We start from the raw sequence: 21,810 nt of genomic DNA, 5'->3' as shown, positions 1-21,810 counted from the left end.
CGGTGAGTTGGCTTCTTTTTATTTATTTTTGTAACACGCTACAAAGATTGCTTCCCCTTGAAACGATTCAATTCTTTGTTGATTCGTTTTGATGTCAAAAAACTGCTTAAATCCGCTTGGTATATTCAGCATATATTGGGTAAGCTCACGCTTTGTCTCTTCCGGAACATTCATCATCCCGCACCAGTCATCAAATAAAAAACGCTTTGGAAAAGTTGTCAGCACTTCTGTACGGAACCCTTGCATTTCCAGCATAGAAAGCCACTCTGTTTTTTTATAAGCACGATAATGGCTTGGATCTCTTGTCTTTTCAACTCGATTATAAAACTCGTCATAAGCATTCACTTCCGGTGCTACATTATCAATGAGCAAGAACTGTCCGCCTGACTTTAACACTCGGTATACCTCTTTGATGAACTGTTTAATATTAGGAAAATGGTGCGGTGCAATTCTGCACGTTACCGTATCAAACTGGTCATCTTGAAATGGCATTTCTTCAGCATCTCCTTGAACAAACGATACATTTTCATGACCATTTTCTTTAATAAAGCCTTCAGCACTTTGCAGCATTTGAGGAGTTAAGTCAAAAGCCGTTACTTCTTGAAAGACAGGTGCTAGCTTATTTGCCACGTGTCCTCCTCCTGTTGCTACATCAAGTAGCTTTCCTCCTCTATTTTCTTCAGCAATTTCCGCTAAAACAGCTAAATCTTTGCCTTTCGCATGACCTTTACTTTTGACGTACTTTCCAGCATTCCCCCCGAACTGACTGACCACCATTTCTTTATTACTCATCTATTCTCCCCCCATTTTCCTCTTTAAAACTCTCTATTACTTTGCCTAGTGCATTCACATATTTATTATGAAACGTGTGAATGTATTCTTTTTCTTTCTCCCCATTGATGAAACATGCGAAACAGCGGAGGAAGAAGCAGCCAAATGGTTAAAATTCGAAGCACTTGGACGGCTACTACCAACGTCGAATCGGCTTGCAATACAATTGATGTAGTCGCCATTTCTGCAATGCCTCCAGGAGCAAACGCTAAAATAGACGTAATAAGCCCGATTCCAGTTATTTTGGAGACGAATAATGCACAAACAAACATAGCAGCAATTAAGCCGATTGTATTAATAAGCGCAACAACTATAATTTTTTTTACGCCGATAAACATTTCTTTATGAAAGCGGGAACCAATGCTTGACGCGATAAAAATTTGCGATAAAATCATCACAGAATGAGGCCAGTATGCTTGCAGATTATAGCCCGCGTACGATGAAGCAGCTGTTTGAACAACCGCAACAGTAAGCATTCCCCCTACTAACCAAGGAGCAGGAAATTTTAGTTTTTTTCCTATATAATAGCCTACTACTGCTGTAACAATTAAAACGCCTGTCCATAGCAGTGATTCCCACCCAAAAATACTTGGAGTAGCTGCCACTGCATGCCGACCTGTATTACTTCCCCAATAGACCACAAATAAAGGAACAGCAAGCACAACTAAAAACACGCGCATTGTTTGAATGATGCTTACAACTGCCGTATTGGCCCCTACCTCTTCAGCCATGCCTGGCATTGCGCTCATTCCTCCAGGAGTCGTGCCGAAAAAGCTTGTTAATAAGTCTATGGAACTGAACTTCCATAGCAAATAACCGGATAAAAGAGAAAAAACAACGGACAGCAAAAGCATGATCGTAATGGTGGACCAGTGAGATTGAAACGTAGTTAATACAGACAAGTTAATCTTTTGACCTAATTCAATCCCTAAAATACACTGTCCTGCGTACAGCCAATATTTTGGAATACCTTTTTTGCTTGTTTGAGATAAAAAACGCGGCTTTCGGAAAGCTAGAATAGCAGCTAAAATGAGGGTCCCAATCATCCAGCCAATGGATAAACCTGTTAACGATAAAAGAAATCCTCCGACGCTTGTTAATAAAATAAAAAATATAGATTGTAAAAAAATAATTCTTGCGTTCATATCTACTTCCTTCCTTCTACAAGGCTTTTCTTTCTTACACCGAACATTCTTCTTCTTAACTATAGTATAATTTTAGAGATAATTAAAATATCGAAATTTTATTATAAACCATTCATTTTTTTTATTCCTGGAGGGGTAGTATGGACGATCGAGATTGGCTTATTCTACAAGTGTTGTATCGAGAAAAAAACATTACAAAAGCAGCCAAGGAGCTGTTTATCTCTCAGCCTGCGCTTACGCATAGACTGCAGCAGATGGAGAAGGAATTTCATGTTCAGATCGTGAACAGAGGACGCCGCGGCGTTCAATTTACACCGCAGGGGGAATATTTAGTGAAGTGCGCAGAAGAAATGCTGCTCACGCTTCAAAAAATAAAAGAAAATGTGTTAAACATGGATGATCAATTAACCGGTACTTTACGTCTAGGAGTGTCTAATTTTTTCACTGACTACAAGCTCCCTGGACTATTACGCTTATTCAAAGAGCGATTTCCTGACGTTGAATTCAAAGTCACGACCGGATGGAGCAGCGACATGGCCCACTTACTTTATAAGCACGATGTTCATATTGCGTTTGTAAAAGGTGATTATAACTGGCAAGATCAGAAAGAGCTGCTTTTTAAAGAAACGATTTGCATTGCGTCTGCACAGCCTGTTGACATAAACAACCTTCCCAATATACCTCGAATTGACTATCACCAAGATCGTTTTTTAAAAACATCTGTTGATAACTGGTGGGCTGAAAATTACTCTCAGCCTCCCCTTGTCAGTATTGAAGTGGATAAAGCAGAAACATGCAAAAAGATGGTTGTAAACGGACTCGGTTATGCGATTTTGCCGAGTATGCTGCTTGATGACGCAGCAGAGATTTACAGATACACGTTAAAAACAAAAGACCAGCAGCCTTTAACGCGCAGTACATGGATGTTTTATCATGAGGATTCATTAAAAATTAACATCGTAAAAGCTTTTATTGAGTTCATTCAAAACTTGGATTTAAAAGATGTACACTGATAGAAAGAGGTTGAAACAAACGTAGTTTAGCCGAAATGAAAAAATGAACCATTAATCAAAATGTTTGATTAGTGGTTCATTTTTTGTTGTAGTAAACATAGGTTTCATCTGTTTCGTTCCTTCTAGCAGTTGATTGTAGGGCAAGACGAAGACTCCTGCGGGAAAAGCGGGACAGGTGAGACCCCGCAGGAGCGTAAGCGACGAGGAGGCTCATCGCCCGCCCGCGGAAAGCGAAGTCTTGCACGGAAATCAACTGCGGTGTCTAAAGCAGTTCAGCTCATATATCCCATTTGTTCATCTTTAGATTAGATTCATTTCGTCATGTCTCAACCTTTTCTTTATCATGTCTACTCGTCATTTGTTCCGCCCATTAAGTCAGAATACAGCTTGCTTTGCTGTTCAAGAAAGACTTTAGCACCGCTGCTGTTTTTATAAAAAGAGGTTAAATCGTTATCTTTAAGCAGCTGTTCCCATTCTTTTGTATGAACCATTTCATACACTGTCTTATTCCAATATGCTACCTGCTCTTTGGTCATATTAGGCGGTCCCATTAGGCCTCTCCAATGGCTAAATGTTACGTCAATTCCCGCTTCTTTCCACGTTGGGATCTCTTTTAACTCTTCTAGCCTGCTGGGAGAAGAAACGGCGAGTATTCTTACCTGCCCTTGTTCATACTGCTTTTTTACTTCTGATAATGACATAGGTGCTACATCTAGCTGATGATGAACGAGCGCATCGATCACTTTATGACTGCTGTTGTAAACGAAGAACTCAAGCTTGGAAGAGTCTACGCCTGCTTTTTTATTCAGCTGCATGAACGATAAATGATCGTCGTTTCCTAAGCGAGGTGATATTCCTACTTTCATGCTGGATTCACTTTGATTTAACGTGCGTATGAGCTGTTTTAAATTATATATAGGAGAGTTAGCAGGAACTACGATGACCTCCCATTCAGATGTTAAAATAGCGAGCGGAGTAAAGTCTTTATAGGTTAATTGACTTTGCCCTAGCAAATTATTTGTAATCAGCAAGCTGGAATTTCCGGAAACAATATTCCCTTCTTTTCTCTGTTTAATATATTTCCATCCTTCTTCACCTTGCCCACCTATTTTATTACTAACAGAAACGGGTACCTTCACAATTTTCTTTTCCGTTAGCACTTGTTGAATGGCTCTTACTGTTGCATCTGCTCCTCCGCCTTTTGCACCGGCTGCCACAATTTCAATTTCCCCCATATCAATACGGTCTTTTTTAGAGGGAGAAGAACAGCTAACAAGCAATACACTTATAAACACTATCATGAGCTTTTTGATCATATATACCATCCTTCAAGGCTAATGCTACGCTAAATAGTACTTACGTTCCGGCCGTCCAATAATCCCATAATCATATTCAACGTGACATTCACCAGTTGATACTAGATACTCTAAATATCGTCTAGCTGTCGTTCTAGATACTCCCATGTGTTGTCCCATCTCTTCGATCGTAATTCCTTTGATGCTTTTTAAAATGTCTTTTGACTTTTGTAATGTGATACCATCAATACCTGAAGGAAGAGATTTATCCGCTTTTGGCTTTGTTCTGACATGTCCAAAGTACGCATCAATAAATGATTGATCAACTTCTTCATGCGTACTAAACAGTTCCTTTTTCTCTTGATACTGTTTAATAGCATTAATGAAGGATTCCATCATAACCGGCTTAATCAAATAATTAACGACGCCGTTTCTCAAGCAGATTTCTACAATGTTTTTTTCTGTTGCAGCCGTTACCACGATAACGTCAACTTGTGGAAACTGCGCTCTGATTTTCGGCAGTAAATCTGTTCCCATTTCATCTGGCATATAGATGTCTAAAAGAAGTAAATCAACTTTCTTCTCCTTTAGCATTTCAAGCGTCTCTTTTGCATTCAACGCTTTACCTACAACTTCTACACCATCTACTTCTAATAAAAATCGCTCTTGAACTTGAGCAATTCGAAAATCGTCTTCTGCAATTGCCACTCGTAACATTTCGACTCTCCCCTTACTTCTCATGATTCAGTTTTTTGGAAGGTAAACTGAAAAAATGGCTCCTCCTTCTGGCTGATTATACACTTCAATAGATCCTCCAAGTTCATCTACCATTTTCTTTATATTTGCCAGTCCGTATCCTCTGTCTGTACCTTTGGTTGAAAAACCTTTTGTGAAAATTTGATTTAGTACTTCTTCTGATATACCAGGTCCGTTATCCATCACTTCAATAATTAAATCATGACCAATATCGGTAATAAAAAACGACACTTCTTTTTCAGACTGCTGACTCACCGCTTCAAATGCATTATCAATTAAGTTCCCAATAATGATAATGAGATGAGAAATTTCAATATGTTTTGGGAGCGTATCGAGTGTACTCTCCGAATCAACCGAAAAGTGAATTTTCTTTTCAGATGCTTTTCCAATCTTCCCAAGCAATATTGCTTGAACTTTAGAATCTAATATCTGATCAAATAGAATACGATTTTGTGTTTGGTGTACGGCTGATTCTTTTTGAATAAACTCAAATGCATCTTTGTACTGCCCTAACTGCAGCAAACCCGACAAAACATACAGCTTATTCGTAAACTCATGCGTTTGAGCTCGTAAATCCTCTGAATACTTTCGTACTTCTGAAATCGTATTGATTAAGCTTTTTAATTCTGTCTTATCACGAAAACTAGCGACCACTCCTACAATTCGCTGATGTTCAATAATGGGTGTTAAGTTTAAGATAAACGTTTTTTCATTCAAAAAAATCTCTTGGTCGCTTCGGGCTATTCCTGTATCTAGCACTTCAATCATATTCGTATAAGGAAATACTTCAATGATATGATGATGTAAATATTCCATCTGTAGTCCGAGCATATTTTTAGCTGATGTATTCATCATCGTAATAAAGCCTTGATGATCAATAGCAATAATTCCTTCTTTTATCGACAGTAAAATCGCATTTCGTTCACGGTATAAAGAAGCGATTTCATGGGGCTCAAGACCGAGAGTATCTTTTTTAATACTTTTAGCTAAAAAAATACCCCCGATCATACCAAGCAATAAAACCGCTAGTGAAAATAGGATAATTTGCTGAATACGCGTAATGAGCTGAGCATGAACATGAGACTTTAAAAACTCAACCGTCACCACTCCCACGACCTCCGTATACTTTCCGTGACTGATGACAATAGGCGCTTTCCCCATAATTGCAGGACCTGTGGTTCCCTCTCCGTCAAGCGTATAATATCCGCCGAATAATAGTGCTCTATCGTTAACCGCCTCTTTGTTTTTCTTTCCTATCCATTTTTGATTAGAATGAGAATAGATGATTTGCTCACGGTTTTGAACCACAATACTTGCTGCTCCGATTTGTTCCCTCACTTGCTCGGCAAGCGGCTGAATATAGCGACTCGGCTGTTTTTTTTGAAAAGCAGCTTTGACTTCCGGCATAAATGATATTGATTTGGCTGCTTGAAGAGCCAGCTGCTCAGCTTGCCTTTTAGATTCTACAAACTGCATGTAAGAGAAAATACTCGCTAAAAGAACAATAACAGTTATGATTAATGCTGCGGATAAACCTACGATTTTTGTTTGCAGCGATACTTGAAACCTTTTTTTCATTTCATCGCACCTTTAGCCTTTACCTTATAGTTCTATTCTTCTTCTATTTTATCAAAATTTTTTGTATATCCGCTCCTTATTCCAAAAGCTTTTTAGACAAAAAAACTTATCAATCCCAAAATCGGAATTGATAAGTTTTTAGGTTCATGATCTTTACAGCGTAATAACTCCTGTAATAATAGCTACTAAAAGCATCACCATCGCTGTTCCAATCGTCCACTTTAAAGTAAAGCGCTGGAATTCACCAAGTTCGACTTTTGCCATACCGACCAATAGATACGTAGAAGCAACTAAAGGACTTAGTAAGTGAACAGGTTGACCAATCAATGAAGCGCGGCCAATTTCTGCAGCATCAATACCGTATGCTGAAGCTGCTTGAGCAATAATTGGTAAAATCCCATAGTAGTAAGCATCATTTGACATAAAGAACGTAAATGGCATACTTGTGATGGCTGTAATCACAGACATGTAAGGCCCTAAAGCATCTGGAATTAATCCTACTAAACTATTACCCATTGCATCTACCATTTTTGTACCTGATAAAATGCCTGTGAATACGCCTGCTGCGAATACAAGAGATACAACAGCAAGTACATTACCAGCATGTGCTGTGATACGCTCTTTTTGAACTTCTAAATTTGGATAGTTAATCATGATAGCGATTGCAAATCCAATCATAAATAGAATTTGAAGTGGCATAACTGCTGTGATAAGTCCTACTAATAATAGAGCTGTTAAAGCAAAGTTTACCCATAAAAGCTTCGGACGCTTGTACTCGATTCCTTCAGCAGCGGCTGCTTCCGCAAAAGCTACTTGAGCATTTGTGACGTCCTGAATATCAATAACACCTAAGCGCTGGCGCTCTTTTTTTCCGAAATAGTAAGCTGTGAATAATAACCAAACAGCTCCACCAATCATGGCTGGAATCATTGGTGTAAACACCTGTGAAGCATCTAACTTCAGTGCGCTCATCACACGAGCAGTAGGTCCTCCCCAAGGTGTTAAGTTCATAACTCCACTGCCCATAATAGCGATACAGGCTAAAATCATCGGCTTCATGTTTAGCTTTTTATAAAGCGGAAGCATCGCTGAGAGCGTAATCATATATGTTGTTGTTCCGTCTCCGTCTAATGAGATAATAAGAACTAAAATAGCTGTACCAATTGTGATTTTTAGTGGATCACCTTTTACGATTTTTAAAATTCTTCCTACAACTGGATCAAACAAACCAGCATCAATCATAATCCCAAAATATAAAATAGCAAACATTAACATAACGCCTGTAGGTGCTAATTCTTTTACACCATTTAAAGCCATTTCTCCAATATCACTTGTGAATCCCCCTATGATTGCAAACAATACTGGAATAACCATTAAAGCAATAAGCGGCGTTAATCGTTTTGTCATAATCAAAAACATAAATGTACAAACCATCAAAAACCCAAGAATAGCTAACATTATTACCCCTCCTATTTTTGAATCCGCTTTCATAACAGTGGAAGCGATTCGTTTGTATGTATGACCCGCATATGTATGCCAGTTCGTCTATACGATTACAACATCGCTTGTTCACTATTAAGTTGTACCTTAAAACTTTAAAATTTTCTGTTTTTTCTTAAAATAATCATAATTTACAGGAGGGTATAGTGTAAATAATTCGTACTATAAAAACTTTTAAAACTTTATGGGTAATTAAATCCTTTTTGTTCATTGGAAGGATAAAAGAAAGGAAGAGGAAAAAGATAGGAAAATGAAAAACGGAGAGAGAGGAACTATTCCCTTGAATTATTCAATTTGAACTCTAAGAGAATAAGCTCCAGGATGAGGAGTTTTATTCCATTGAGTAAGAGATTCCTCTAAAAATGGAATGTTTTTCAACTTCTTTGTTTGGAACTTTTCTATTTTTGAATATTTCTCTAAAGCATACGTATTAGCAAACATTTCCTGCGTTCTATTTCCTTCCTTTAAAAGCGTTCCATTTGTCATACGATCCACATGATGGCCTAATTCATGCAGAATGATAAAAGCAAATTGATGAGGCTTTTTATTTTTTGTTGTATCGATAAAGACAATAGGACATTCCGTTACTGTATATTTAATATAGTCAATTTCAAACTGAAGTTTGCGCTTCTCTTTTGGAAGATTATCATTAAACTGGCCATAGTACACGCCTAGCACATCTTTTCCTTGCACCTTTACACTGCCTAAGCAATACACGCCTTTTAGCCCCTCCCAGTCTTTTTCGTCTGTTACATTAGCAATTTCCTGCAGGGCGGCTTTTTGCTTCGCACTCATGACTCCGTGAAACGTTACGCCATAAATTTGGATTTTTTCACTACGCTTAAACATCTTCTTGCCTCCTTTGCTAAATTCCTTCTACAACATATTATTTATTAATAAGTATATTCATTCACAATACTTGGTTAAAAACATGAAGTTAATGTCAAGATTCCCGTTTTAATGTTTTTTAACCCTGCTTATATGCTGCTTCGTTTATTTTCTATTTTTACTATATTACATATATAGCCATTAATAAAATATCATTTTTTTATGATTTATCATTACTTTTTTTTATTTCTATTTTTGTTTATCGATAATCTGAAGCCTGCGTATCATTTTTAAATTTAAAACCATTGCTATATAAAGAAAAGGATAACAAAAAAACGAGTATAGCGTCTTCCATTCGTTATAATAAAACACTTCTGTTTGGGCAGAAATGTATTCAAACAGTGTTGTAAGAATTACCCACACTGTAATATATAAAGCTTTTTTAGCCAAACTCTTACTCCCGGGATAAAAATTTAAAAATACACTATTCGTCGCAGGATAAATAAAAATAAAGACTAAAAGATATTCAAAATCTACTCCTTTTGTAAAGAAGCCATAAAGATCATATTTAACATCAAGATATATATCTGCTACCGATCCTAAAAACATAACAAACAAAGAGGTTGTGTACATTTCTATCCAGCTGATACGTTTTGGCATGACTAGTACACTCAAAATAGAAATCACCGTTGTAAGAATTAAGAGCACCATGCTGAGGACCTCGTTTTCTATAGGAGATAGAAACAGCTTTCCCATTGGATATTAAATTCATTCTGAAGGCTAAAAAATTAAGACTTCGTAAAAAAAGAGATTGAGGCATAACGAAATCAAGCCAATCTAAATACGAACTGAGATAAATGATTTGGACTCCTTGGTACGCCGCTGTTGATTTCCGTTCAAAACTTCACTTACCCTTCTGCGGGGTCTCAGCCACTCCACTTTCCCCGCCGGAGTCTTCGCCTTGCCCTCTAATCAACAGCTAGAAGCAAATATATAATCTACGTTCACCATCACAATAAAAAATCCGAACGAGTTGGATTCTCTATCAAGAATCTCGATTCATCGTTCGGATCTTTCTTCAACTGAACTACTTTTGTTTCAGCTTCTTTTTGTTAACGAAAGGAAATGATGCAAGAACCAAGCTCTTGCTGTCCCCATTTAAGTGAAAGCTCATCATGATGAGTAAGCGGACCTACTCCCTCAGGTGTCCCTGTAAAAATAAGATCTCCTTTATCAAGACCAAAATGTTTTCCTGTAAAATCAATAATCGTTTGTAAGTCAAAAATCAAATCTTTAATATTCCCCAGCTGCACGCGTTCATTGTTTTTCACTAACGAAAAGTCTTTCTTCTTAGATGCTTCTACTCCTTCAAATGGAATAAAGTTTCCCACGACCGCTGAACGTTTGAATCCTTTTGCAAGCAGCCAAGGGTGCTTTTTTTGTTTTAATTCACTCTGCACGTCTCGAAGGGTCAAGTCTAATCCAATCGTCATCTCGTCAACGAGTTCATCCACTGTTATGCCCTCTTTGTAAGATTGTCCAATATGAAGAATCAGTTCAGTTTCAAAGTGCACCTCTCCTTGGTCGCTAGGAAGAGTGAGTGATTGTCCATCTGCTTCAACGAGAGCGTGAGTAGGTTTGGAAAATAAAAAAGGTGATGTTGGAATATCATTATGTAATTCTTTTGCATGCAGCGCGTAGTTTCGGCCTACACAATAAATATTTTTAATATCTTTCACTTTCATCATCCCTTCTTTCGTTCAAATAAAGATTTTTTAACTTGTATTCTTTTATTTTACAAGAAAAAAAGAGTGGGACATAATAAAATGAATCTAATCTAAAGACGGAACATGGGGATAAATGAGCTGAACTGCTTGTGACACCTCTGTTGATTTCCGTGCAACAGCTAGAAGGACCTGCCCACACGAAGCCTACGTTCACCATGACCATAAAAAAACACAAACGATCTATTTTTGATAGATCGTTCGTGTTTAACGTTAGCGAAACAACTTTTCTCACATTCTCTTTCTTTCAATCCGTTATTTTCTAGCCCATTTTGTAATGCCTTTGATATCATCTGGAGTTGTACGACAGCACCCTCCGATTAACTGAGCACCTGCTTCATACCAGCTGTGAGCGCTGCAGCCATACGTTTCGCCAGCAGATGTCCCGTTCCATGTTTTAGATTCAGCATCATAATGCTCCCCTGAATTTGGATACACAATGACTGGCTTATCCGTTTGAGATTTAATTTCTTTAATAAGTGAAGAAATATATTGAGGCGGCGTACAGTTAACTCCAAGAGCCGCTACTTGCTCATAAGAATCCAGATAGCGTGCACACTCCGAGATTAATGTTCCGCTGCTAATGTGCAGGTCATCTTTTGCGCTGAACGTAATCCATGCGTACGCTCCTTCAAACTCTTGTAGCAGCCTCGCAATGGCTCTTGCTTCCATTACATTAGGAATAGTTTCACAAGCTAATACGTCCGCTCCTGCTTCAACTAATGCTTTCATACGAGGACGATGAAATTCCATTAACTCTTCTTCTGTTACGTCATACTGTCCAGTATATTCCGATCCGTTTGCTAAAAATGCTCCGTAAGGCCCTACCGAAGCGGCGACAATTGGTTTGGGACGATTAAGACGATTCTCTTCTTGCTGCCAAAATTCATCTCTTGCTTCAGCCGCAATTTTTACAGATGCTTGAATTAACTCGCGAGCCTCTGCTTCACTCAAACCACGTTCAGCAAAACCTTCAAATGTGCTTTGATAACTTGCTGTAATTGCACAGTCAGCTCCGGCTGCAAAGTAGTCTTGGTGCACTCTCTTAATCAGTTCCGGCTGCTCCATTAACACTTTTGCAGACCATAAGCTGTCATTTAAATCACAGCCATATCTTTCAAGTTCAGTTGCCATTGCACCATCTAGTACAATCACAGGGAATGTATGTAAAATTTGTTGGATAGGATTCATTGTTTAATCTAGGGTTGTCCACTAGCAGTTAGCTTCGATTACCCTATCCTCCTTTCAGATAATTTAAAATATATGCAAAAAAGTCTAAAGGACTAGGCAACTTTTGTCAAGAAACCGAAAAAACAAGCATGGATTTATAACCAAGCTTTTTTTAACCGCCTTATTCCTTCTTCTATTTCTTCTCTCCTCAAACTTCCGAAGCCTAACAAAATATGAGGCTTTTGTTTAGGTACTTCCGTAAGCCAATAACGAGAGGTACCGTAGACGGAGACATCTTGCTTTCGAGCTGCGTTAATTAATTGCTGTTCGTTCATATCGTTGTGCACGCGTACAAGTATATGCAAACCTGCCAATTCACCTGATATCGTAATGTTTTCGTTAAACTCTTTCTGTAAAGTTGCTAAAAGAGTACTGTGTTTCAGTTGATAAGCAGTTCTCACTCTTCTTAAATGCTTATTCCACTCTCCATTTTTCATTATCAGTCCGAGCGTCTGTTGATGGAGAGTTGGAACAGCTTGCTCGTATAAAGAGAAACGTTCATGATATGTTTTTAGAAGAACTTCAGGTAACACAAGGTAACTGATCCTTAAAGAAGGCATAAAAGATTTTGAAAATGTACCTGTATAAATGACGCGACCATTCGAATCCAAGCTTTGCAATGAAGGAATGGGACTTCCTTTATAACGAAACTCTCCGTCATAATCGTCCTCGATAATAAACCCATTGCAGTCATTCGCCCATTCAAGAAGCTCTATTCTTCTTGAAACAGGCATGATCATTCCGTATGGAAACTGATGAGACGGTGTGACATAAACAGCTCGTGCTTGGCTATCATAAAGCTCTTGAATGTTTATGCCTTTGCTGTTAAGCGACACGGACTTTAATGAGAGTCCATGCTGTTTAAATACAAAGCTAGCCCCGTCATAGCAAGGATTTTCAAAGGCAATATCTCTGATGCTTTTCTTTAACATCTGCGCTAATAAACTGAGTGATTGCTGCGTACCTGCTCCAATAATAATTTGATGTTTTGAACAAACCACTCCTCTTGACTGATAAAGGTAAGTCGCAATTTCTTCACGCAGTGATTCTTCTCCTTGACTTTCTTGGTACGTGAACAGCGCTTCTCTATAAGTTTGAAGACTTTCATTGTATCGTTTTTTCCACTCATTCAAGGGAAACAAACGGCTATCAACTTTTCCATACCGAAAATCATAGGTACACGACTTTGTTTCTGAGTGAGGGTGTGAAAATACAGTCGGCTTTTTATCTGTTTGCAGTAAATCAAACCGTGTATTCGTTACGTACAGTCCACTTTTGGGCCTGCTTTCTACATACCCTTCAGCTAAAAGCTGCTGATAGGCCATATCTACAGTATTTCGACTTACGTTTAAGTAATCAGCAAGAGACCGGATAGAAGGCAGTTTGTCATTCACTTCTACCCTGCTGGATACAATTTCTTTTTTTATATATTCATATAGCTGGTGATACAAAGGTATATCATCCTTGCGGTTTAATAAAGGTGTGAACTTCACGCTAGCTCCTTTCATCTGTCCCTATTTTATTTTTCAAATCTGGCTCTTTTAGAGGAGATACATTTCTTTTACTATAAGTGTAGGTCATCTGATTAAAAAGGAGAAGATTTAATGACTACTATTACAATTCGTCAAGCTAATGCTGATGACATGGAAGCACTTATTTCATTAATGAACGAATACATTGTTGATTTTTACAAGCGCCCTCAGCCTACCAAAAAGCAGCTGAGAAATTTGATTAATCACTTGTTTCACCATCCGGATGCTGGCGTTCAGTTTATCGCGACTCAAAATGACGAGGCAGTAGGTTTTTCAACGCTTTATTTTACATTTAGCACCACGCGTGTGAAGCCTGTAGCGATTTTAAATGACTTGTACGTTATAGAAAAAGCAAGAGGACAAAAAATTGGGGAAAAGTTATTTTCGATTAGTCACCAGTATACGAAAGAACATCAGTATGCAGCTATGTCTTGGGAAACGGCTTATGATAATACAAGAGCCCAAACGCTGTACAGAAAAATGGGCGGAAATGTAACGAACGATGAATGGATTCACTACGACATTTCAAACGATATTTTATAATATTCTTCCATCCATAAAGTTTTAACACGTTCTTAACACTCCTTTCATAAATGTGTTTTATGATGAATACGACAAATAAATCAGTTTCTGTATGTATTTGTCACATTCTCTGTTAAAGTTTTCACAAAGTGTTCAAACTTTAAGTGAAAACGCTTTCTATTTTTGTGTATAATAAAAATATGCAAATGAAAATGAATGTTACAGCTCGTTAATCATACACATTTTAAATATGGAAGGAGTTTTGAAAATGATTTTAAAAGCATTAAGAAAAAACGGGGCCGTTACAATTAACTATTATAAAAACGGTTTGCTTCAAACGTTTAAAGGAAAAGTACAGCGCCTAGATTTAACAGACCAAACGCTTTCATTAAAAGATGAACAGCAAAATACTTTCTCTATTCGCTTATCGGGAATTAAAGAAATTTATTAATGAATAGTTTACAGTAAAAAAGAACATGATGCTCATTCTGCTTTGCAGAAGTCATCATGTTCTTTTGATTTTAGCTTTATTTAGCTGATGTTTCTGTTTCTTCTTTCCCGTACATATATTTAGAAGGGTCGACTGTTTGGAAATCCTTCAGCTTGTGGAAACGAAGTAAGTCTCCATAAAGCACTTGATCAGATAGCTCCAGTTCTTTCGCTACCTTCTGTTTATAAGCTTTCATTTGATTATTTTCTTTAAGCGCTTGGCCCGTCTTAGAATCATAATACGTTCCATCCACTAATGTATACTTCGGAGATACGTAGTTGCCATTACGGAATGCCACTACATCATCATGATTTTCAGAAAATAAATCTGTACCAAATTGGATAAATTCTTTGCTGTCAATCCCTACTAAATGAAGAAGAGTTGGCACAACGTCAATTTCTCCACCGTACGTATGATTAACTCCGCCTTTTACTCCAGGAACGTGAATGAATAGAGGTACACGCTGCAGCTGAGCATTTTCATAAGGCGTAATTTCTTTTCCCATTACTTTTTCCATTGCTGCATTATGATTTTCAGAAATACCGTAGTGATCTCCATAAATCATAATCACAGAATTATCATAAAGCCCAGAAGCTTTCAGTTCTTGGAAGAAAGATTGCAATGATTCGTCTAAATAACGAGCCGTTTGGAAATAGCGGTCAACTGTTGCATCGCCCGTGTTAGCCGGCTGGATGCTTGCCTCATTGTTTCCAAGTAAAAATGGAAAATGATTTGTTAACGTAATTAAATGCGCATAGAACGGCTGTGGTAAAGACTGCAGCATTGGAACAGATTCTTTAAAGAACGGTTTGTCTTTTAAGCCATAATTAATTTTATTTTCACCCGTCATATTGTAATAACTTGCATCAAAGAACTTATCCACACCGAACTGCTTGTAAATTTCGTTACGGTTCCAAAACGTCTTATAGTCTCCGTGAAGCACAGCGCTCGTATAGCCAGCTTTTTGATCTAAAATAGCTGGTGCTGCCTGATACGTATTGCTTCCTTTCAGTACAAAGGCAGAACCTTGAGGAAGGCCGTATAGAGAGTTGTCCATCATCAGCTCAGCATCTGATGTTTTTCCTTGTCCTGTTTGATGAAAGAAGTTATCAAAATACGTAAAGTCATTTCCATGGGCCAATGAATTTAAGAAAGGTGTCACTTCCTGGCCATTTAATTTGTAATCAATTAAAAAAGACTGAAATGATTCCAAATGAATTTTAATAATATTTTTCCCTTTAGCTTTTCCAAAATAAACGGAATTAGGCTCCGCATAGTGACTGTTTTTAAAATTAACGACGTTTGTTAAATCATTGCTGCTTGCAAAAGCTCGCTGTTTAGAGTTTTGAGCAGTTTGAACACCGTCATACATCGTATAATTATATGCCCCTAAATACTTTACTAAATAATTGCGGTCAAAAGTTCGAGATAGAAGCTGCGGGCGATCAATTTCTGCTAATGTTAAGTTGACAGAAAAGACCATGAATCCTAAAGAAAGAATGGTTACAGCATTCTTAACCGATACTTTTTCATTATGCCAGTCAATTTTTTTACTAAAAAAGAAGAAAAAATAAATAATAAAATCAACAAAATAAAAAACATCATGCGCTTTTAATAAATCCATAATGCTTCCGCCCATACTTCCTGCATTACTTGTTTGCAATAGTGTAGGAAGCGTTACAAAATCGTTAAAAAAACGATAATAGAGAATGTTGCTGTATAACAGCAGCGTCATAATGAAACTGCCTGCAAGAATCCAAGCTCCTGCTTTCTTTCCTTTAAAAAATAAGCCGATTCCTAAAAAAATCAGCACTGAACTCACAGGGTTTATGAACAGCAGCATTTGCTGCATTACGCCGCTTACGCCTAAGTTAAATTCAGTTTTATAAGCCACGTACGACTTTATCCACATTAAAACAGCGGCTAATATGAAATAGTGCAGCGGCTTAGAAACGATTCGCTTCATTTTGATTTTCCTTTCTCGATTAGTTTATGAGTAGATTCACAAAGAACATATAGAAAACCTTTATCATTATACTCATAGAAAATGAAAATTAAATGAAATCCTAGCCTTCACAACTATAGATAGATTCTTTAAATTCATCTACTAGTTTACCTAATACCCATAAATAAATAAACTAAAATCACCTTTTTTATCATAAAACCTCTTATCCCCTCATATACTGTATTCTGTTGCAACACCCGTACTGCAAACTTGTGCATTTTTTCACAATTTATCTACAAACTATTCTCATCTTGCTGTATAATAATAATTCTGCCTTGAGCATTCTCCAAATTCTTATGTTTAAGCCACAGCTTTCTTTTCATAACAGATGCACACATGAAAGGAGATGAATAAATGATTTTAAAAGCGTTAAAGAAAAACAAACATGTAACCGTGAATTATTACGAAAATGGCCTGCTTCAAACCTTCAAAGGAAAAATCCAAAATTTAAACCTAACCGACCAAACCCTCTCCCTACGAGATGAAAAACAAAATATTTTTTCCATTCGTTTGTCTGGCATTAAAGAAATTTATTAACAAAAAAGATCCTGAAGAATTCTTCTAGGATCTTTTTTGTATTTTTTATCCATTGATTATTGAAAAATCATCCAATTGATGTTAAATTAACTTTACATAATGTTAAATCAACTTAACAAATTTATTAAAAAGGCAGCGGGTGATCATATTGACTCTTATTAATCACGTAAAAGAGCTTAGAGCTAAACATGGATATACGCAAGGAGATTTAGCTGAAAAAGTTGGAGCCACTCGCCAAACCATTGCAGCTATTGAAAAGGGAAATTACGTTCCTTCCCTACTACTTGGTTTAACAATTTGTGATGTCTTTCAATTAAAAATGGAAGATGTTTTTAGACTTCAAAAGGAGGAGAAAGATATTGAGTAATGTTATTAAATCTTATTTATTGAATGTAGTGTCTCTGTTATGCGTAGGTTGGTTTTTATACGATTTTTTAAGCCTAAATATTCAATTTAGTGAAGTTATGACCCACCCTGAACCCCCTTGGGAAATTACTATGTCTATAGGCTCTTTTGCTTCTTTAATTGTTCTTTTAATCGTCTCATTTTTTTACTACCGCGCGCGTAAAAAGACAAAGAACGTTTCGCCTTTATTATTTCCTTTTGAATTTGCAGAAGAAGATGAACGTGAAAAGATGATAACAGCAGAAGCTTGTAAAAAAGCCTTTGTTTTCCTCCTATTTTCTATTCCTATAGGTGCTATATTAATAGCTTTTTATCCGCTGTTACCTAATTCTTTTAGCTTCTATCCCATTGCCGTTCTTTTGCTTCTTTCTCTTGTACAGTTAACGGTTTATTACGTATCAATTAGTAAGATTTATCGGTGATTAAAAAAGGGTTGTTCTTTTTAGAACAACCCTTTTTTAATCTAATAATTCACTTAATTCCCCCACAAAAATAATCCGACCTACATCTATTTCACTATTTTTTCATTTTCTCTGTCTATATTGAACTATAACAATTGAACGATGTATGTTACCTTCCACTGCAGTTTTTCTTCAGTGTTCAGTTGCAAAATATGAAAGATAAAAGGAGCATATCAATGGCAGCTAATAAATGAACAAAATGGATGGTTGGTTTATCGAGCGTTGCTGCATTTACCACTTTTATAGGACTTTCTCAAAAATATGATCAAACAAATTCAACAACTACAGCACTAAATAACGATACATCAGCCGATAATTCATCTCAAACTCAAACGGAAGATGAGACGGACCTATTTCCAGATTCAGGATCTGACTCCAATACGGACAATGGAACTAACGGACAAGATCAATGGTCAAATGACAGTTCTAGTGAACAAAGTGATCAATGGTCAGACGATGACTCAAGTAGCCAGCAAGATCAGTGGTCTAATGATGATTCCGGAAATAGTCAGGATAATTGGGGCAATAGCGATGATTCTTCTATGCAATCAAGACCTTCTTAAGGATGTGATGTAATGAGCTACTCATTTAAAGCAATGAATACCGAATTTAATGTATACCAGCTTGAAACACATGTCAGCCAAAAAGTGGAAAGCTGGTGTTATCTTGTAGAAGAAACCCTAAGCCGCTTTCTTCCAACAAGCGAACTTTCACAGCTTAATTCGCTGAACGGAAGATTATTTTTACCGTCAAAAATGTTGTATGAAGCTGTAAAAACAGCCTCTTACTATTACAATGAGACAAACGGAATTTTCAACCCATTTCTGTATCATTCTATTCAAACTCTAGGATATGACCAAAGTTTTGAACAACTGCCTAGCAATCAGCTTCCTCAAGAAGTAGCAGCTTTTGATACTATTAACCCTATTATGATTCACAAAGGAATGAGAAGTATTCAGGTTGCTTCTAATGTCGGTCTGGATTTAGGCGGAATCGCAAAAGGTTGGAGCATTCAGCAAATGGCGAATCAATTAAAGAAAAAAGGAACTTCACTTGGGGCAATCGATGGAGGCGGTGATATTGTAACATGGGGGCCTGCTAGTAAGCACTGGTCTATTGCGCTCTCTCATCCATTTGATTTATCAAAAAATCTTAGGAGTATTAAAGTAAAGAGCAACAGTGGCATTGCCACAAGCAGTGTGGGCAAGCGATTGTGGAAAGTAAACGGACACACTCACCATCATATTATTGACGGCAGAATCAGCAAGCCTAGTTCATCAGAGCTTCTGCAAGCAACGGTCGTTTCAGAAGACTTGACCGTTTCTGAAGTCTATGCAAAATGCATACTTATTCTCGGATGGGACGCCGGATTAAGGTTAGCTAAAACGCATCACCCTTCTTTAGAGGTCATTGCGGTTACAAAAGAAGGCAAGGTGTTAATCGAAAAAAATGTGAAAGGTCAGGTATACCATTATGGCTACTCTCCTCGCGCAATTTAGTGCCCACTTTCCCGTTTGGAATACCATTCGGGCAGCCGGCTTAACTTCTTATTTATTAATGTTTGTATCGGTTGCTGCTGGCATTTCTCACAGCTTTTCATTTTTTAAACCAAAACGAAAAAAACAGCTTTTGCTGGTTCATCAATCATCAGGGTGGTTCGGGTTATTATTTGGTATGATTCACGGACTTGTTTTATCATTTGATCAATCTATTCATTTTTCACTTTCTGACATTTTAATTCCGTTCACTTCCGATTACAAACCAATTAGCACAGGTCTTGGTACTATTTCACTCTACATTTTATTCGTACTGATCCTCACATCCGATTTTATAAAACAGCTGGGGAGAAAAACATGGAAAGCCATTCATTTTCTTGCTTTTCCAGGCTATTTGCTTGCACTGTATCACGGCATTACTTCTGGAACAGATACACAGCAGCCGCTTATTCTCGGGATGTACAGCATCACTGGCTGCATCGTTTTGATTTTGCTTTTTTTACGAATTCAACACCAGTCAGCTCCTAAGAACCAAAAAAAAGCTCAGGAAAACTAAAAAACGCACTCTATGATAGAGTGCGTTTTTTCTTATCCGCGTCCTGCTTGGAATGATGGGTACTGTGTCATACCGCCGTCAGCAAAGAGCGTAATCCCTGTTACATAACTTGCCTCTGAAGAAGCTAACCATGCAGCAACCGCTGCAATTTCTTCGGGCTCTCCGATGTATCCCATTGGAATCATGCTTTCTACATCTGCACGCTGCTCAGGATCAGCAAATTTCTCAGCGTTAATCGGTGTATTAATCGCTCCCGGCCCAATGTTATTTACACGAATACCTTTTGGAGCGTATTCTAATGCAAGTGTTTCGGTCATGAGCTTCATTCCGCCTTTGCTTGCTGCGTAATGAACAAATAACGGCCAAGGAATTTTCTCGTGAACACTCGACATGTTAATAACTGTTCCCTTAATATCATTTTCTACAAAATATTTAATCGCTTCACGGCTGCCTAAAAAAGCTCCCGTTAAGTTCGTATCAATGACTTTATTCCAATCGCTTAAAGACATTTCATGAGATGAAACCGGATTTTCTAACCCTGCGTTGTTAATCATAACGTCTAGCTTTCCAAACTCTTTAATAGCAGATTGAACTAAATTGATAACGTCAGACTCAACTGTTACATCACCTTTGACAGCAATTGCCTCTCCGCCAACTTTTTTAATTTCTTCTAAAACGCTGTTAGCTTCCTCTTCTTTCGAACGATAGTTCACAACTACCTTGGCTTTTTCTGTCGCAAAACGAATCGCCATTGCTTTTCCTAAACCTGTAGATGAACCTGTTATGACAACTACTTTTCCTTCTAAATCTTTATACATTGTTAATACCCTCCTAGTTAGCTTTTGGCGAGCCCTAACATGACTCCTGCTATGATGATCAGTATAATTCCAATAATAATCCCAACTAACTGACGCTTCGTTTTCTTCTCACCTAAAATGATGATCCCGCCTAATGTTGAAATGACGATTCCCATTTGAGAAAGCGAAAAGCTTGTCGCTACGCCTACTTTAGGCTGCGAAATAAATAAAAACATATTACCAGCGGCCCAAATAAGACCTGGGATAATATTGCGAATTGCATATTTATTAAATGGCTTATGCTTAAACGTCAGCAATACTCCTCCAATAACCATACCAATTGCTTGAGGTAATAAAGCCGACCATCCGTCTACATTAAATAGACGGGCTACTACAACATAAACTAAATAACCAACGGTTGAAATTAATAAAATAACAATTCCTTTTTTGAAGTTTCCTTTTCCTTCTTCAGCCTCTTTCTCTTCTTTGCTTTGAAGTGATGCTAAAACAATCCCTACAATAATAAAGATAAGAGCGAGCACACCAAGAATAATTGAAGTTTTTGTAGACCACTCGTGAAACACAATTACTCCAAATAATGAAGTGGAAACTAACTGAAGCCCAGTTGAAATAGGCATCGTTTTAGAAACTCCAATTAAATCAATACTTTTCAGCTGATTACTTTGTCCAACTGCCCAAAATAGCCCCGATACAACTCCAACCCCAAAGATTAAAGGTGTAAGCGTAGGGTGTACAAAAATATAAATACCGATAGAGAAAATCAAAGCTCCCAATGTGGTTCCAAGCGTTTGACTATAAGGCCCTCCGCCTAGTTTCACATTGAAAAGAACAATGCTTCCCCAAAATATGGCTGGTAAGACGGCTAAAAATATGTCCATGTTTCAAAACCTTCCTGTGCTAAAATTAAATGTCAAAGTGCATATTCCCCAATTTTTCCGCCATTAATCCTTTTTCAGGGACATTTTATGAATTAATGACCGCACGAAATATTCTTTAGATAGCGAAAACTGTATACCTTAATTTGTTCT

Annotated in this window: 24 protein-coding genes; 10 read left to right on the top strand and 14 right to left on the bottom strand. The window is 37.4% G+C overall.

The window, feature by feature from the left end; genetic code table 11:
• Window positions 1-18: 18 nt before the first annotated feature.
• Both LJC66_RS04090 and LJC66_RS04085 read right to left on the bottom strand, forming a co-directional pair.
• The gene (locus tag LJC66_RS04090) at window positions 19-792 is read right to left on the bottom strand and encodes a class I SAM-dependent methyltransferase (protein WP_230931840.1); all 774 of its coding nucleotides are present in this window, start codon (window positions 790-792) and stop codon (window positions 19-21) included.
• Window positions 793-857: 65 nt separating this feature from the next.
• On the bottom strand, window positions 858-1,976 hold the full coding sequence (locus LJC66_RS04085) for an AbrB family transcriptional regulator (RefSeq protein WP_230931839.1): 1,119 nt from the start codon (window positions 1,974-1,976) through the stop codon (window positions 858-860).
• Window positions 1,977-2,116: 140 nt separating this feature from the next.
• Here LJC66_RS04085 and LJC66_RS04080 point away from each other — a divergent pair, with 140 nt between their 5' ends.
• Both LJC66_RS04080 and LJC66_RS04075 read left to right on the top strand, forming a co-directional pair.
• A complete protein-coding gene (locus tag LJC66_RS04080) occupies window positions 2,117-2,989 on the top strand; it encodes a LysR family transcriptional regulator (protein WP_013055563.1) in 873 nt (290 codons plus the stop codon).
• A 129-nt stretch (window positions 2,990-3,118) separates the two neighbouring features.
• Window positions 3,119-3,298 carry a hypothetical protein gene (locus LJC66_RS04075; protein ID WP_098332453.1) on the top strand — a complete coding sequence of 60 codons (180 nt, stop codon included), beginning with the start codon at window positions 3,119-3,121 and terminating at the stop codon, window positions 3,296-3,298.
• A gap of 38 nt (window positions 3,299-3,336) precedes the next feature.
• On the opposite strand, the gene LJC66_RS04070 is transcribed toward LJC66_RS04075, so the two are convergent.
• From LJC66_RS04070 to pdxR, 9 genes are all read right to left on the bottom strand, one after another.
• Window positions 3,337-4,305 carry a tripartite tricarboxylate transporter substrate binding protein gene (locus tag LJC66_RS04070; protein ID WP_025749762.1) on the bottom strand — a complete coding sequence of 323 codons (969 nt, stop codon included), beginning with the start codon at window positions 4,303-4,305 and terminating at the stop codon, window positions 3,337-3,339.
• A gap of 24 nt (window positions 4,306-4,329) precedes the next feature.
• The gene (locus tag LJC66_RS04065) at window positions 4,330-5,001 is read right to left on the bottom strand and encodes a response regulator (protein ID WP_028412126.1); all 672 of its coding nucleotides are present in this window, start codon (window positions 4,999-5,001) and stop codon (window positions 4,330-4,332) included.
• A 27-nt stretch (window positions 5,002-5,028) separates the two neighbouring features.
• Window positions 5,029-6,618, bottom strand: a complete 1,590-nt coding sequence (locus LJC66_RS04060; protein WP_230931838.1) for an ATP-binding protein — start codon at window positions 6,616-6,618, stop codon at window positions 5,029-5,031.
• A gap of 153 nt (window positions 6,619-6,771) precedes the next feature.
• A complete protein-coding gene (locus LJC66_RS04055) occupies window positions 6,772-8,076 on the bottom strand; it encodes a CitMHS family transporter (protein WP_025749765.1) in 1,305 nt (434 codons plus the stop codon).
• A 327-nt stretch (window positions 8,077-8,403) separates the two neighbouring features.
• Entirely contained in the window at window positions 8,404-8,967 is a 564-nt protein-coding gene (locus LJC66_RS04050; protein ID WP_195695277.1) for an ImmA/IrrE family metallo-endopeptidase, read from the bottom strand.
• A 228-nt stretch (window positions 8,968-9,195) separates the two neighbouring features.
• A complete protein-coding gene (locus tag LJC66_RS04045) occupies window positions 9,196-9,606 on the bottom strand; it encodes a CBO0543 family protein (RefSeq protein ID WP_230931837.1) in 411 nt (136 codons plus the stop codon).
• 452 nt (window positions 9,607-10,058) lie between these two features.
• Window positions 10,059-10,691, bottom strand: coding sequence for a fumarylacetoacetate hydrolase family protein (locus tag LJC66_RS04040; protein WP_230932161.1), 633 nt, complete (start codon window positions 10,689-10,691; stop codon window positions 10,059-10,061).
• A 294-nt stretch (window positions 10,692-10,985) separates the two neighbouring features.
• On the bottom strand, window positions 10,986-11,921 hold the full coding sequence (gene mmuM / locus LJC66_RS04035) for a homocysteine S-methyltransferase (protein ID WP_230931836.1): 936 nt from the start codon (window positions 11,919-11,921) through the stop codon (window positions 10,986-10,988).
• 134 nt (window positions 11,922-12,055) lie between these two features.
• Window positions 12,056-13,453 carry a MocR-like pyridoxine biosynthesis transcription factor PdxR gene (gene pdxR, locus LJC66_RS04030; RefSeq protein ID WP_308280719.1) on the bottom strand — a complete coding sequence of 466 codons (1,398 nt, stop codon included), beginning with the start codon at window positions 13,451-13,453 and terminating at the stop codon, window positions 12,056-12,058.
• A 111-nt stretch (window positions 13,454-13,564) separates the two neighbouring features.
• Here pdxR and LJC66_RS04025 point away from each other — a divergent pair, with 111 nt between their 5' ends.
• Together LJC66_RS04025 and LJC66_RS04020 are read left to right on the top strand one after the other, a co-directional pair.
• Complete coding sequence (locus tag LJC66_RS04025; protein ID WP_230931834.1) at window positions 13,565-14,035, top strand: GNAT family N-acetyltransferase; 471 nt, start codon at window positions 13,565-13,567, stop codon at window positions 14,033-14,035.
• A gap of 229 nt (window positions 14,036-14,264) precedes the next feature.
• Window positions 14,265-14,465, top strand: a complete 201-nt coding sequence (locus LJC66_RS04020; RefSeq protein WP_074893948.1) for a YolD-like family protein — start codon at window positions 14,265-14,267, stop codon at window positions 14,463-14,465.
• A 76-nt stretch (window positions 14,466-14,541) separates the two neighbouring features.
• Here LJC66_RS04020 and ltaS read toward each other — a convergent pair whose 3' ends face one another.
• Window positions 14,542-16,470 carry a lipoteichoic acid synthase gene (gene ltaS, locus LJC66_RS04015; protein WP_230931833.1) on the bottom strand — a complete coding sequence of 643 codons (1,929 nt, stop codon included), beginning with the start codon at window positions 16,468-16,470 and terminating at the stop codon, window positions 14,542-14,544.
• Window positions 16,471-16,863: 393 nt separating this feature from the next.
• Here ltaS and LJC66_RS04010 point away from each other — a divergent pair, with 393 nt between their 5' ends.
• The 6 genes from LJC66_RS04010 (at window position 16,864) to LJC66_RS03985 (ending at window position 19,964) form a co-directional block, all read left to right on the top strand.
• Entirely contained in the window at window positions 16,864-17,046 is a 183-nt protein-coding gene (locus LJC66_RS04010) for a YolD-like family protein (RefSeq protein WP_013081871.1), read from the top strand.
• A 148-nt stretch (window positions 17,047-17,194) separates the two neighbouring features.
• Window positions 17,195-17,413 carry a helix-turn-helix transcriptional regulator gene (locus LJC66_RS04005; RefSeq protein WP_050689280.1) on the top strand — a complete coding sequence of 73 codons (219 nt, stop codon included), beginning with the start codon at window positions 17,195-17,197 and terminating at the stop codon, window positions 17,411-17,413.
• Window positions 17,406-17,873 (top strand): DUF2178 domain-containing protein, encoded by a 468-nt coding sequence (locus LJC66_RS04000; RefSeq protein ID WP_230931832.1) that lies wholly within the window; start codon window positions 17,406-17,408, stop codon window positions 17,871-17,873. Before LJC66_RS04005 ends, LJC66_RS04000 begins: the two co-directional genes overlap by 8 nt.
• Before the next feature lie 242 nt (window positions 17,874-18,115).
• Window positions 18,116-18,475, top strand: coding sequence for a hypothetical protein (locus LJC66_RS03995; protein ID WP_230931831.1), 360 nt, complete (start codon window positions 18,116-18,118; stop codon window positions 18,473-18,475).
• Between the two features lie 12 nt (window positions 18,476-18,487).
• A complete protein-coding gene (locus LJC66_RS03990; protein ID WP_230931830.1) occupies window positions 18,488-19,411 on the top strand; it encodes an FAD:protein FMN transferase in 924 nt (307 codons plus the stop codon).
• Complete coding sequence (locus LJC66_RS03985; protein WP_230931829.1) at window positions 19,386-19,964, top strand: ferric reductase-like transmembrane domain-containing protein; 579 nt, start codon at window positions 19,386-19,388, stop codon at window positions 19,962-19,964. Before LJC66_RS03990 ends, LJC66_RS03985 begins: the two co-directional genes overlap by 26 nt.
• A 32-nt stretch (window positions 19,965-19,996) precedes the next feature.
• Here the strand turns inward: LJC66_RS03985 and gdh are convergent, their stop codons facing one another.
• Both gdh and LJC66_RS03975 read right to left on the bottom strand, forming a co-directional pair.
• Window positions 19,997-20,782: a glucose 1-dehydrogenase gene (gene gdh / locus LJC66_RS03980; RefSeq protein ID WP_195695286.1), complete on the bottom strand. Its 786-nt coding sequence runs from the start codon at window positions 20,780-20,782 to the stop codon at window positions 19,997-19,999.
• A gap of 17 nt (window positions 20,783-20,799) precedes the next feature.
• Entirely contained in the window at window positions 20,800-21,660 is an 861-nt protein-coding gene (locus tag LJC66_RS03975; protein WP_028407570.1) for a RhaT/GlcU family sugar-proton symporter, read from the bottom strand.
• Window positions 21,661-21,810 lie beyond the last annotated feature (150 nt).

Origin of the sequence: Priestia sp. TSO9, assembly GCF_021029645.1 — a bacterium.
Classification (GTDB): Bacteria; Bacillota; Bacilli; order Bacillales; family Bacillaceae_H; genus Priestia; species Priestia megaterium_E.
This window is presented reverse-complemented; position numbering and strand designations above follow the sequence as displayed.